This is a genomic window from Priestia megaterium NBRC 15308 = ATCC 14581, assembly GCF_000832985.1.
In the GTDB taxonomy this organism is placed as follows: Bacteria; Bacillota; Bacilli; order Bacillales; family Bacillaceae_H; genus Priestia; species Priestia megaterium.
The window spans coordinates 5,262,658-5,276,036 of record NZ_CP009920.1; the positions used below are offsets into that span (position 1 = coordinate 5,262,658).

General features: G+C 37.9%; 12 protein-coding genes. 5 read left to right on the forward strand and 7 right to left on the reverse strand.

Annotation, left to right across the window (positions count from 1 at the left end):
• Nucleotides 1–154 precede the first annotated feature (154 nt).
• The gene (locus BG04_RS27025; protein WP_016764687.1) at nucleotides 155–757 is read right to left on the reverse strand and encodes an alpha/beta hydrolase; all 603 of its coding nucleotides are present in this window, start codon (nucleotides 755–757) and stop codon (nucleotides 155–157) included.
• An 821-nt stretch (nucleotides 758–1,578) separates the two neighbouring features.
• Between BG04_RS27025 and BG04_RS27030 the strand changes: the two genes are divergently transcribed.
• Complete coding sequence (locus tag BG04_RS27030) at nucleotides 1,579–3,369, forward strand: transglycosylase domain-containing protein (protein WP_013083767.1); 1,791 nt, start codon at nucleotides 1,579–1,581, stop codon at nucleotides 3,367–3,369.
• 35 nt (nucleotides 3,370–3,404) lie between these two features.
• Here BG04_RS27030 and BG04_RS27035 read toward each other — a convergent pair whose 3' ends face one another.
• Together BG04_RS27035 and BG04_RS27040 are read right to left on the reverse strand one after the other, a co-directional pair.
• Nucleotides 3,405–4,736, reverse strand: a complete 1,332-nt coding sequence (locus BG04_RS27035) for a polysaccharide biosynthesis protein (protein WP_013083768.1) — start codon at nucleotides 4,734–4,736, stop codon at nucleotides 3,405–3,407.
• 294 nt (nucleotides 4,737–5,030) lie between these two features.
• Nucleotides 5,031–5,948, reverse strand: a complete 918-nt coding sequence (locus BG04_RS27040) for a DMT family transporter (RefSeq protein WP_034650845.1) — start codon at nucleotides 5,946–5,948, stop codon at nucleotides 5,031–5,033.
• 150 nt (nucleotides 5,949–6,098) lie between these two features.
• Between BG04_RS27040 and BG04_RS27045 the strand changes: the two genes are divergently transcribed.
• Nucleotides 6,099–7,475, forward strand: a complete 1,377-nt coding sequence (locus BG04_RS27045) for an aminotransferase-like domain-containing protein (RefSeq protein WP_034650843.1) — start codon at nucleotides 6,099–6,101, stop codon at nucleotides 7,473–7,475.
• A gap of 63 nt (nucleotides 7,476–7,538) precedes the next feature.
• Here the strand turns inward: BG04_RS27045 and BG04_RS27050 are convergent, their stop codons facing one another.
• Nucleotides 7,539–7,937 carry a FixH family protein gene (locus BG04_RS27050; RefSeq protein ID WP_034650840.1) on the reverse strand — a complete coding sequence of 133 codons (399 nt, stop codon included), beginning with the start codon at nucleotides 7,935–7,937 and terminating at the stop codon, nucleotides 7,539–7,541.
• Nucleotides 7,938–8,087: 150 nt separating this feature from the next.
• Here BG04_RS27050 and BG04_RS27055 point away from each other — a divergent pair, with 150 nt between their 5' ends.
• Entirely contained in the window at nucleotides 8,088–8,666 is a 579-nt protein-coding gene (locus BG04_RS27055; protein ID WP_034650838.1) for a hypothetical protein, read from the forward strand.
• Nucleotides 8,667–8,763: 97 nt separating this feature from the next.
• Nucleotides 8,764–9,429, forward strand: coding sequence for a type 1 glutamine amidotransferase domain-containing protein (locus tag BG04_RS27060; protein WP_013083773.1), 666 nt, complete (start codon nucleotides 8,764–8,766; stop codon nucleotides 9,427–9,429).
• 41 nt (nucleotides 9,430–9,470) lie between these two features.
• Here BG04_RS27060 and BG04_RS27065 read toward each other — a convergent pair whose 3' ends face one another.
• A complete protein-coding gene (locus BG04_RS27065) occupies nucleotides 9,471–11,198 on the reverse strand; it encodes an ABC transporter ATP-binding protein (protein WP_013083774.1) in 1,728 nt (575 codons plus the stop codon).
• Nucleotides 11,199–11,417: 219 nt separating this feature from the next.
• On the opposite strand from BG04_RS27065, the gene BG04_RS27070 reads away from it, so the two are divergent.
• Nucleotides 11,418–11,618, forward strand: coding sequence for a hypothetical protein (locus tag BG04_RS27070; RefSeq protein WP_034650835.1), 201 nt, complete (start codon nucleotides 11,418–11,420; stop codon nucleotides 11,616–11,618).
• Between the two features lie 31 nt (nucleotides 11,619–11,649).
• On the opposite strand, the gene BG04_RS27075 is transcribed toward BG04_RS27070, so the two are convergent.
• Both BG04_RS27075 and BG04_RS27080 read right to left on the reverse strand, forming a co-directional pair.
• Nucleotides 11,650–12,711, reverse strand: coding sequence for a copper resistance D family protein (locus BG04_RS27075; protein WP_230586537.1), 1,062 nt, complete (start codon nucleotides 12,709–12,711; stop codon nucleotides 11,650–11,652).
• 4 nt (nucleotides 12,712–12,715) lie between these two features.
• On the reverse strand, nucleotides 12,716–13,276 hold the full coding sequence (locus tag BG04_RS27080; RefSeq protein ID WP_013083777.1) for a copper resistance CopC family protein: 561 nt from the start codon (nucleotides 13,274–13,276) through the stop codon (nucleotides 12,716–12,718).
• Nucleotides 13,277–13,379 lie beyond the last annotated feature (103 nt).

Sequence of the window (13,379 nt, forward strand, 5' to 3'; positions counted from 1 at the left end):
GCAAGGATATACCGGAAATAAAATGATATCATAAAATTTCCCTTCATTCAGTAAAAAAAGTACTTTTTACCATTTATATCTATCTTTTGTACGATAACTTTCATTATTTTTTAAAAATAAAAAACTTCCCGCACGAATGCGGAAAGTTTTTAAATTAAAATTTTGCTCGATACCATTTTTCAGCTGCTTCAATTTCTGTTCGTGTTAACTGATGGCCAAATGATTCCCAATGCACCTGTACGTCCGCTCCAGCTTTTTCTAAAAGCGCAGAAAGTTCTTCCGTTTCTGATGCTGGGCAAATAGGGTCGTTTTTGCCTGCGCCAATAAAGATAGAAGCGTCGGTCTTAGGCACTTCAATTCCTCTTCTTGGAACCATCGGATGAAGAAGAGCTGCCCCTTTTAAAGAATTCTCATAATGAAATAGCAAACTTCCTGCAATATTGGCACCATTTGAGTAGCCTACAGCTACGATGTTGTGTCGATCGAATGAGTATGTTTCAGCCGCTTCATCTAAAAATTGATGAAGTTCTTTTGTGCGTTCAATTAAATCTTCTATATCAAATATTCCTTCTTGTAAACGTCTAAAGAAACGAGGCATTCCGTTTTCTAGTACATTTCCTCTTACAGATAATACCGAGCAAGAGGAATCAATCATATCCGCAACAGGAAGCAGATCTTGTTCTGTACCTCCTGTACCATGCAACAGCAATAAAGTCGGTTTCGTCTCGTCCGTTCCTTTTTTAAAAATATGTTTCACGTATATCCACTCCTTTTAAATATCTCGAATTAAAGATAATTTTATTATAAGAACTTTCGAAGCATTTGTAAAGGAACTACTGTCAAAGAAATACCTGTATGTTTTGCTGGCAGTATCACATAATACTGAATAACTTCATATGGCCATTGCTCATATGCAGCTAGGTATTTAATTCGTTTGACTTACAGCGGGGAAAGAAATATTCCACTTTTAGCTAAGTGCTCCCGTCAAAAGGTGGATAATGATTAAAACTCGCCCGTCCTTCTTCGTATAAAAAGTGCCCTAGTCTGATAAATTAGTTAATTTTTTCTTTATTTCGTTACTTTCAACAGATATCAGCATTTATACCCGAACGTACTAAATCTTATTTCGTATACGTGTTACAACAACTTTTTTCTATGAGAAACAGAACGTAAAATATCAGCTTGTTTTTTCATAAAGGGGAACAAAGCCCCGAATGGTGCTTTATACGACTTTATTTGACAAACACAAATTTATGGGTAAACTAAGTTCAGATGATTGTATTTCACTTTGTTTCAGTTTAATAAAAAACGAAGCATCTGCGAGTAAGCAAAAAATAACTGCGTAAAGAGCTATTTATGTCAATCATCTTATACCCTAAAAACTTACCTGCACTTGAATAATAGCCTTTATTAAACTTAGCGCGTCAGCTTGTGAACGTTAATACTTTATCACCCATTTCTCTGTTGAAAGATTAAATGGGTCAACAAACTTCAGCATTCTTTACATAACGACCTTGTAAAGACGAAGAATGTAGCTATGTGTGAACATGGAATTATTACTTAGTGGAGTGAACCAACATGAGGAAATTTATTTTAGCCTTTTTAGTCGTTGTTTTAATTGTAATGCTGGGAGTTACCTATGTATTAAAGCAATTTCAGCAAACGGCTGATTTATCTTACTCGAAACTGCAGTCGGTTCAAAGTACGGTAGTCTATGACAAAAATGACCGTAAGATTGACGAATTGTATAAAACCGTTCCCCGTCAAAATGTTTCGAGCAATGAAATTCCCGATTATGTAAAAATGGCGTTTGTTGCAACGGAAGACCGTCGCTTTTACAAGCATTTTGGGATTGATTTACAAGGTATTGGCCGCGCCCTTTTTAAGAACATTGTAACAATGAGTAAAGCTGAAGGCGCAAGTACCATTACACAGCAGCTAGCAAGAAATCTTTACTTATCTAGTGATAAGACCATTAAACGTAAAGTAGATGAAATGTTTCTATCACTTGGCTTAGAAAGACAATTTACAAAAGATCAAATTTTGGAATTATATTTAAATCAAATTTATTTCGGAAGCGGTGTATATGGTATTGGTGCAGCTTCTCAGCTTTATTTTAATAAGCCTGTATCAGATTTAACCGTAGGCGAAGCTGCGCTTTTAGCGGGACTGCCAAAAGCGCCGAGTACGTATTCACCAAGCAATAGTACAGAAAAAGCGACAGCCCGACGAAACGTTGTATTGAAACTGATGCATGACCAAAACGTTATTAGCGATACTCAGTATCAGCAAGCGTTAAACGAACGTGTAGTCAAGCCTAGTGTTCCTGTTAAAAAACCGAACTCCAATCAAGCATTTATTGATTATGTAATTAAAGAAGCTGCTCAACAATATGGCGTATCTGCTGATGACCTTTATAAGGGTGGTTATGCCATTTATACAGATTTAGATCCTAATTTACAGGAATCGATTAATAACTCTGTAGCAAATCATACGTTCCGAGATGATGACATCAACAGCAAAGTAGAGGTTGGAATTTCAGCTGTTAACCCTAAAACAGGTGGGATCTCAGCGATGTATGGAGGACGCAGCTATGAGCGAAACGGCTTAAACCGTGCTACAAGCGGCTATCAGCTTGGTTCAGCTATTAAGCCGTTAGCCGTATACGGTCCAGCCTTAGAAACTGGAGATTATACACCAACTTCACTCTTAAGTGACGAACGACAAGACTTTGGCGGTGGATATAGCCCTAAAAATGCAGAAGGTGAATATCAAAAGCATGTGACAATGCGTGAAGCACTTACTCGTTCACTTAACGTTCCAGCTGTTTGGCTTTTAAAACAAATTGGTATTGATACAAGCGCAAAATTCATGGAAAAAGCTGGACTTCCTCTTGAAGATGATGATAAGTCAAAATTAGGGCTTGCTCTTGGAGGAACGACCACAACGTTCTCTCCCCTTCAGTTAGCACAAGGATATACTACTTTTGCTAACAAAGGCGTCATGACTAAGCCGTACGCAATTCGAAAAATTGAGATGCGCGACGGTGAAGTGAAAAAGCCAGACATTCAGACAGAGCAAGTAATGAGTGAAGAAAATGCAGATACAATGACATCCATGCTGCAAGATGTGATTGAAAAAAGCTATGGAACAGGTGTTAACGCTCGTTCTTCACGAGATGCTGCAGGTAAAACCGGTACAACCAACGATGTCAAAGATGCTTGGTTTGTCGGGTATACCGATGATGCAGTCGTTTCTATCCACGCTGGCTTTGATAATGCTAATTCTACGCAAACAACGAAATACTTATCAGGCGGCGGTGGACAAGACCCTGCTACACTGTTTAGCTCAATTATGAATAACTGGTAACCAAAAAACCTCCAACTTCACTGTTGGAGGTTTTTTTAGGATAAATGCGTTTTATGCTTAAGTGAAAAAAAGGAAACATTAATGACTTTGCAAATCGTTACATAATGCAGAACGGTCAGGACAACCACGCCACAGTTCATCCCGATAATAATTCCCTGCATGCCAATATTTGTTTGTGATCCTAAGAAAAACATCAGGGAAAAAGATACAATATGAGACCAAATCGTATGATAAAAAGCATCTTTTACATAGCCAAGGCCAATTAAATAAGCTTGAAGCGGGACGGCAAAAAAGTGAAAAAGAAAATACGGCCATAAAGCCTTTAGGTAGTACACGGCTTCTGTAGAATGAAAAAACAAGTTAGTAAGCGGCTCAGCAAAGAAATACATCGCCACTATAGACGGAATCCCATATAAAAATGTCATTTGCATACTTTGAGTCAAAAGTCTTTGAAGCTGTTCTTCCTGATTTTTCGCATGAGCTTCAGATACAGCAGGTATTAGTGCTACTAAAAGAGAATGAGCAAAGAAAGCCGGAAAAAAGCCGATCGACATCGCTACCCCTGTTAGCATACCAAAATGCTGCGTTGCCCCGGTTAAAGTCATGCCCGATAAAACGAGCGCGTGTTTGATTAAAAACGGCTGAATAGCATTACATACCGCATTAAATAAACGCAGTCCCGTGGTCGGAAGTGAGACGCCTAACAGCTTTTTCCGAATCTCACTTGGAGAAAGCAGAGGTCTGTGCCCTCTTGATAAAACACTTAACTGGGTAACATACGTGATAAAAAAATAAAGCAAAATAACAGCTTCGGTCCCAATTAGCGTACAAATCGCAATAAACAGCGACATTTTAACATCTGTGAAAGCAAACATTTGAAACACAATAAATAAAATCGTTAGCTGAAAGGCTTTGCGGATAAAATTAGACACAGCGATAGTCGTCATATTATTTTTACCCGTAAAATATCCACGAAGCACCGCTGAAAACGAAACAACCGGAATGAAACATAGGACAACCCATTTTAAGTAAGGATGATAGTGACTAAAAAATGGAAAGGCTGCTAATACTGCTAGTGTAATAAAAAAGATTCCCAAGCTCACAGCAGTAGCAAAAATGGTGGCATGCTTCATCATATGCTGATGTTCTTTGCGATGATGTTCAGCAAGAAATTTAGAAATAGAAATAGGCAGTTCTAAGTTGGCTACGGTGGCAATAAGAAAAATGATAGGAAGAACAGTCATGTACATGCCCATGCCTTCCCTTCCTAATTCTCTAGCAAGTACCATATTTACAAGAAATTCAATTAACTCTCCTGCAAAGGCAGCACCTGCTAGAATAAACGTTCCTTTCAAAAAAGTGTTCATCTCGTTATCTCCTCTATCTCCCGTCCTTTTTCATCACTACCTCTTCTCTCTATGTATATGACAAGCCCAATACGAATTATTTGTCTAATTGTATTTTTTCGGTGTACAAGTTCTTGTATAATGTTCAACCTATGTGAAAAAAAACCGTTATATACCTTTTTTACATAGGAAATTCATTCATTTCTTATACTTTGGCTCTTGAAACTTACATAGAAAAACAGGAGACTGAGTGAACCTGCCGATTGCTAATGGGAATAGAGCATGTTGTTTTAATGTAACAAATCCACATATTAGTTAAGCGTCTTTATTCACTATTTTCTGTGGATGCACTTCTTTTTTTGACACCGAAGCGTTTTTGCCTAGTACAACCGAAAAAACAACAATTATTGCTGTAGCAAGAGTAAAAAGTGTAATCGTTTCACCTAGAAATAGAGCTGCAAACAGAATCATTAAAAATGGCTGTAAATATTGAACTTGGCTAACTCTGGCTATTCCACCCATAGCCATCCCGCTGTACCAAGCAACGTATGCTAAAAATTGACTCACTACTGAGAGATAAATCAAACTAACCCATGCTTGTAAAGGCGCATGGAGCATTTCAGCTGTAATGCTTAGTCCCACTGGAACCATAAAAAAAGGTGCACCGATGATAATGGCCCAAGCAATTACTTGCCAGCTGCCTAATTCTCTTGCTAACACCCCTCCTTCTGCATAGCTCAGTCCAAGTATCAGCACCGCTGCTAGTAAAGCTGCATCAGCAAACTGCAGTTGACCGAATCCAAGGTGAAGAGCATACACGATAACGGCTGCCGAACCAATCATACTTGATATCCAGAATTTTAAAGAAGGGCGTTCACCCCCTCTAAACATCGCAAAACCGGCTGTGGCTAATGGTAAAAGAGCGATTTCAACCGCTCCGTGAGAAACAGGCAAGGATTTCATTGCCCAAGAAGTGAGCAGAGGAAACCCTAAAACTGCGCCTAAAGCGACGATCAGCAGACTTTTAAATTGGCGGAGAGAAGGAAATTTTTCTTTTCGTACAATCAATATCACAGCTACTAAAACAGCAGCTACAGCTGTTCTTCCTAAACCGGCGACTGTCGTTCCGAAATACTCGACTGCAATGCTTGTAGAAGGAAGGGTTAAGCTAAAACAGATAACGCCTACTAATCCCAACAATACACCCATTTTCTCTCTAATTTCTTTTTGCATCTTACCCTACCCCTGTCTTTTTATTTTTCAGAACTGTACCATTTTTCTAAAAAAAGTTCTGATATAATTAAAAGGATAGCGCAGGACAACTACTAAAATAAATCATTCTTTTACCTATCTGTACGGGTACAAATTAAAGGAGTATGACCTATGAGTTTAAAATATCTGAAAATCATGGAAGAAATTAAGCTTGGCCTAGCAAATGGATGGCTTATTGCAGGTGGTAAACTCCCTTCTGTTCGCCGACTCTCCCAACTTTTTTCGTGCAGCAAGAATACCGTTCTCAAAGCGTACAGTGAACTAGAAAAAGAGCATTTAATTTATTCTGTTCCTAAAAGCGGCTACTACGTTGTGGCAGAATTTCAACATAGGACGAATGAAAATGAAGTGATTGATTTCTTGTCTGCTGGTCCAGATAAAAACGTTATGCCTTATCTTGAATTTCAGCATTGTATAAACCAAGCGATTGAACACTACAAAGAAGAGCTTTTTACATACTCTGATCAACAAGGCTCTTACTCATTGAGGGTACAGTTAGTGAAACACTTGCAGAACCTACAGGTGTTCACTCAAGCTGAAAGGTTAGTTGTTGTATCCGGGTCTCAGCAAGCTCTTCACTTACTAGGTTCTATGCCCTTTCCAAATGGAAAAAATAATATCCTAATTGAACAGCCCACTTATTTCGGTTTTATCGAGTCTCTTACGGTGCACCAAGCTACTACTTTTGGGATCCAGCTATCGATGGAAGGGATTGATCTTGATCGTTTGGAGTACATTTTTCGAAATAATGATATAAAATTTTTCTACATTATTCCAAGATTTCACAATCCTCTTGGGCATTGTTATACAAATTTTGAGAAGAAAAAAATCGTGGAGCTAGCCGAAAAATACGATGTATATATAGTGGAAGATGACTTTTTGGGCGACCTTGATCCCGATGCAAAATCAGATCCTTTATTTTCTTTTAATCCTTGTGGACGAGTTATTTACATTAAAAGCTTTTCGAAAGTCTTTCTTCCTGGGTTACGTATTGCTGCTGTCGTGCTTCCTTCGTTAATGAATAGCAACTTTTTACGATATAAATTCAGTTCAGATTTTAATAGTTCAGCGCTTTCCCAAGGTGCTCTTGAAATTTATTTAAAAAGCGGCATGTTTACGAGTCATCTTAAAAAGATAAAAGAGGTATACCATACCAAAATGCAAACTCTTGTAGAAGCATGTGATTCACTGCTACCCGCTCATACACATTTTTCTAAACCAACTTCAGGATTCTATTTATCCATTAGTTTGCCTGAGCATGTGACAGCAAAACAGATTGTTCACATGCTAAACGAGCAGCACATATATGTTGATGATGCCTCTAGATTTTTTTTACCAGAATATAAAAGAGACACTCTTCTCCGATTAAGCATCTCACAAGTAAATACGAATACGATCAAACGAGGAATTGAACAGCTGGCTCAGTGCATTACTTTAATTGATGATAGAAAACATCATCCTATTCCAAATAACCTTTTCCCCTTGTAGAATGGGAATTCAATGGACATACTAAACGAAAAGAAGCCAAGGAATTAGAATCCTTGACTTTTTTTATTTAATCGTAACGGTTATAAGAGGCATGTTATGCGTCCCTTTTGCAGAAACATGTGATTGCACGGTATATGTGCCAGGCTCAGAGAAAGATGTTTGTATTTCATATACACCTTCTCCTATTTGTTTAGGCTTTAACATCTTCCCTTTCCCTTCGCTATCTTTTTTTTCTATTTCAAATTCAATCATTTCAACATCATCATTTTTCACTTTTTCGTCTCCATATGTAACTTCGGCTTTGTAGATACCACTTTCATTTTTCTGTAAAGTCTCTGGGCCTTGAAGATTTACGTCCAACGGTTTTGGCTGCTCAGCATTTGTGGTTTGAGCAGGTTCCTGACCACAGGCCGTTAAAAGTAAACAAAGACTGATTATAGATATACTTATTCTTTTTTTCATATATTCATCTCCTTTTTAAACCCTTTGTTTAACTATAACGCGTATTGCCAAGAAAAAAATGAATTTTTCTAAAAAAGAAGGACTTTTAAAGAATTTTTAAGAAAAAAAGTTCATACTGATACTAACTAGTTTTTTCCAAGGAGGAAGAAAATGAATTCAGCTAAATCTCCAGCTAAAAAATCATGGCTACAGACATTAATCAAAAATAAAAATGAGCGCAAAAAAGTGATCTTTATCTTTACTATCTCTTTTTTACTAGTTGTAGCAGGGCTTATTTACATCCCTATTTATAAACATTCCCTTCCACTCGATTCTAAAATATATGAAGGGAATTTTAAAGAGCTTGGTTCAATCGCACGAATTGGTTTTTTTGCAGCTTTAGCCATTTATCCTATTTTTTTATTATTAAAATGGAAACCGTTATCGCACATAAAAAAAGGAAATTTTGAGTTAAAACCGCTTATCCAATTTTTAGCCAAGTATGTTCGTCAGTGGCACGTTCCCATTGCTCTTATATCAACGGCCATGATTATTTTACATGGTTATATGGCTTTAATAAAAGGATTTCAAGCAAATTTTACGTACTTTTCAGGAATTATTACGATGGCTGTTCTAGCTTGTTTACTCGTGATGGGCGTGAAGCGCTATAAGCGTACAGATAAAAAGTGGCATCTTAAATTTGCTATCTCTTTTTTGGTTTTGTTTATGATTCACGCTACCTTTTCATAACTTACCATTGTTTAAAGTTTTTTTATATAGGGTACAGTTCACAATGAATACATGATATGTATCACTATACGTTTTACATCATTTAGGAGGTATAAACATGGCAAGAGTGTTAGCTGTATTATCAAGCGGATACGAAGAGAAAGATTATCACACAGGTTGGTGGGCAGAAGAATTATTTGCTCCGCTGCAAAAGCTTGAGGACGCAGGGCACACCGTTGATTTAGCCTCACCTTTTGGAGGTAAGCCGGAAGTAGACGTTCGAAGTATTTCAGAAGACTTTGATCCAGACGGAACGTATAAGAAATTATATGAATCAGGAAGAGCGGATCAAACAATGAAACTTGAAGAAGTAGATGCTGAGAACTATGATGTTATCTTAGTAGTAGGCGGCCACGGCGCTATGTTTGACTTAGCAAAAAATGTGGACTTGCATGCACTTATGAACAAAGTGTACGACAATGGAGGTATTTTAGCAGCTGAGTGTCACGGACCTTCTGTTTTTGCTTTCTTGAAAGGATCCGATGATGAACTGTTAATTAAAGGACTAGACGTAACCGGTTATCCTGATGAAATTGAACCGGAAGAAGTACTTCCTTTTTTACCATACAGTTTAGAACAAGAACTTCGTGAAGTGGCTAATTACATCCCTGAGATGGATAAAAAAGCATATGCTGTTTGGGCAAATGATCAAATTGTCACAAGCCGAGATCCTTTTTCTTCTGAATTAATGGGTGATGAATTAGTTAAAAAGCTAAATAAATAAACTAAAAAAAGACTGCTTAAAAGCAGTCTTTTTTGTTTGTTCTATAGGGATGTTTGAAACTGCTGCTCTACCAAACGCCGGTAAAAAGAATGAGAGGCTAACAGCTCTTTATGCGTTCCGCTTCCTGTAACCTTCCCTTCTTCTATTACAACAATTTGGTCCGCATTAATGACCGTAGATAGACGATGTGCAATGACGAGTGATGTGCGTTCTTTCATTACCGTTTCCAATGACTCTTGCACAAGCTTTTCTGATTCGGAGTCTAAGCTAGCTGTTGCTTCGTCCAGTAGTAAAAACTGGGGATTGCGTAACAGCGCTCGGGCAATTGCAATACGCTGTCGCTGTCCCCCTGAGAGATTAATACCTCTTTCTCCAATCATTGTTTCATATTGATCTTCAAAGGACTGAATGAAATGATGAGCATTCGCTAACTTCGCTGCTTCTTCTATTTCTTCATCCGTCACATGCCGCTCTAATCCGTAAATGAGATTTTCTCGAATTGTTCCTGCTAAAATCGGAGAATCCTGCTGAACATAGCTAAACAGGTGACGCCACGAACGTAAGTTGACGTTTTGACTGTCTGTTCCATCCAAGAATATGCGCCCCGATGAAGGCTCATAAAAGCGTTCGATAAGCGAAAAAACAGTAGATTTTCCAGCTCCGCTAGGTCCAACAAAAGCGGTAACTTCTCCTTTTTTAGCAGAAAATGAAACTTCCTGCAATACTGGTTTATCTTCATATTGAAAAGCAACTTTATCGAACCTTAAACTCCCTACCTGTTCAAGCACTTCTCCATTTTCATAGTTCTCTTCTTTCTCAGCTAATATATCAAAGATTCTTTCTGAAGCTCCTTTAGTTTGCTGAAAGCTAGTAACAAATCGGGTAAGTGAACCAACCGGAACCATAATTTGAAAAAGGTAAAGAACAAAAGCTACCAGCTCTCCTGCAGTGATAAATCCCTCACTCACACGATATGCACCAAACCCGACGATGGCAATCATAACAGCGGTCATCACCGTGCTAATAATCGGGGTAATGATGGCTTCAATTTTAGCTCTCTTTACACCGAAGAGGTAGAGTGACTGAAACGATTGTAAGCCGGAACCAACTTCTTTTTTCTCTGAACCGGATACTTTAATCAAGCGGATTTCACTCAGCATTTGAGCTAAAAAAGCTGTAAGCTTGGACATTTTATCCTGCTGCTCACGTGAAATTTTATGTATTTTTCGCGCTAGGGGCATAACCAGTACAAACATAACGGGAATAACCGCTAATAAAATGAGCGTCATGGGTACATCAAGCGTAAATAAAATAACAATGGCAACGATAATAGATAAAATATTTTTAACAAAGTCAATCATTTCTGTTGACAATAAATTCATCACAATGGTTGTATCATTTGTAATGCGGCTTACCATTTCACCGGAACGGTTTTGGTCGTAAAATGAAATCGGAAGCTTTATGAGCTTGTTCCACACTTTATGTCTGAGTTCTTTTACAACACCTTGTCCTACTTGAGCAAGGAGATAAAGAGATACTGCGCTTGTTACCATTTGAGCAGCGAATAAACCAAGGAGTCCTGCTATAAGCTGCGGTGAGACGCCTACTGCAATTTTCTCCATCACTTCTTTAATGACAAGAGGGATAGAAAGCGACGCTCCGGTATTAATTAAGGCCAGTATGAACGAAATGAGTAGCTTTCCTGTCGGAGGGTTCGTTAGCAACCATAATTTTTTAAATGAAAAATGAATTCCTTTTTGCGTATTCATCTTAGTTCCTTTCTAATTCTTTTAATAGGTGGTATACACACTTTAGGCAAACACCACACACTTTACCTTCAAAGTTCCATCTTATTTTACACCATTTCCTTTCTTAACCTGAACTTCTAAGCTTTTACCTATTTTTCAAACTCGTCTATACGAAAATGACAAGCTGGTCATACATTATGGTACACTGAATTCTTTTACTAGATGAGAGGTTGAATAAGGATGTCTGTTTATATTAAATCTATTTCTATTGGAACAATTTCTGGCGGGATCGTTATTTTTGGAAACGCAGGAAATATATCGCCTCCAAGCGGCTCTACGTCCGGCTCTGGTTCTAGCTCTAACTCTGGTTCTAATTCCCAAATGCCGATGCCTCCTTCTCCGGGAAAAGGCCCGAGAGATAATACAGCTTTTAAGGGCTAATAAAAAAACAGTGAGATATTTCTCACTGTTTTTAGACTTGAATACTTGTCATCATCGCAATATAAAAAGCAAAAACAAACAAACCCGAACTTAATACGCTAAGCCATACTGTCTTTTTGTAAAAACAAATAAGTAAATACACAAAAAACAGCAGTGCGACAAATAAGAATAGGATTCCCACAATCGTTACGTGAAACGTTAGAGGGAGCGTCACTTGTTTCCCATAGATAAATGGAAGAATCGATGAATCCATTGCCATATGACTTATATTAGTTGGCGGCGATTGCGTTACCATGATAGCTGTAAATAAAAAAATGATAAGCAAAATAATGCTTTCTGCTCGAATCCACATCACGGGCTTATATTCTGGATGTTTTATCGTTTTTTTCATAAGAAAGCCATTGAGGACGGCAAATGCAAGCAGCGGAATAATCGTAATATGCTTTAGCAAAAGGGACTGCCCGTAATCTGTAGCCCATGAATTTACATAGTTGGACAGACCCATGATAATGACCATCGAAATGAACCCACTTAATGAAAGAAGCACAAAACAAGCGATTGCAAAAGGAGTAAACCAGCTTAAGAAACTTTTCCAATTGGAGGTTTCTTTTGAAAAAGCGGAAACAATCAGAACCACCCCTCCCCACAGTCCAACTGCTAAAATATGAAGAGAATGAGAAAGCATGCCGCTAAGCGCAGAAGCGGATGCTGCGTGACTTGCGTAGGCGATTCCTCCCACCAAGGCTACAGTCAGTAATGTATACATATGAGGGTGGCTCTCTATTGAAACAGCAACCATACATAAAATAGCAATTAGCACAACAAAGATCCAGGCGTGTCCCGTTCTTGTTTCCAATAATACAAGACGAACTGTTTCACCTAACCCTCTTATTTTTGAAAAAGATAAAATAATCTCAAGCGAATTTCCAACCGAAAAAATAGCGACAGCCGCTGCACTTGCAAGTAGCCATCGCTTTGATAATAAAATTGTTGGCTTTTTTGTAAGCGGTACATATTGCAGTACGGCAAATCCTAATAATAAGGAAAGACCTACGTATGTGAACCACTCAAAAACAGGCAACAAAATACTCATCTTTTTAAGACTTTTTCTTTCTGAAGATTAAGAGTAATGCTCCAACCACAACTACAATAGCAATAATCATGATAACAAAAAACGATGAAGAATCATTGTTCTCTGTTTTTTCATCATTTGCTACTGCACTTTTTTGGTGCTGTTCGGATTGCGTGGCGTCTTGCTTTTTTTCACTATCTTTTCCGGCTGCTTGAGTATTCTCTTCTTTCGCTTCATCTTTCACATCTACTTTAAAAGCAATCGAATCTTTCATTACATGACCATCTTCCCCTACAATTTCCCAGTCCACTGTGTAAGATCCGTTTTTAAGAGGCTGATCGAGAGAAGCTATTAAATCATGACCCTCTACTTTTTGCGATGCAAGTGAAATTTTTTGTCCATCTTTTGTAACGGTTACAGTACTGATTTTCTCGATGTGTGTTTCAAAGGTTAATTTAATTTCTTTTAGAGGAGCTGTAACAGTTGCACCATTTTCCGGCACGGTTGTTTGCACATGTGTATGAGCAAAACTAACTGTCGGAACAGCTAAAAAGCATGCTAAAAGTAAACCTATTATTTTTTTCATATTTATGACTCCCTATCTCTTTTTTCTTTTTTCATCATATCCAAAAATGTTTTTATGTAGACGTTTCCGAACACGATCTATTTTCCTAGTAAGTGTACTCCTT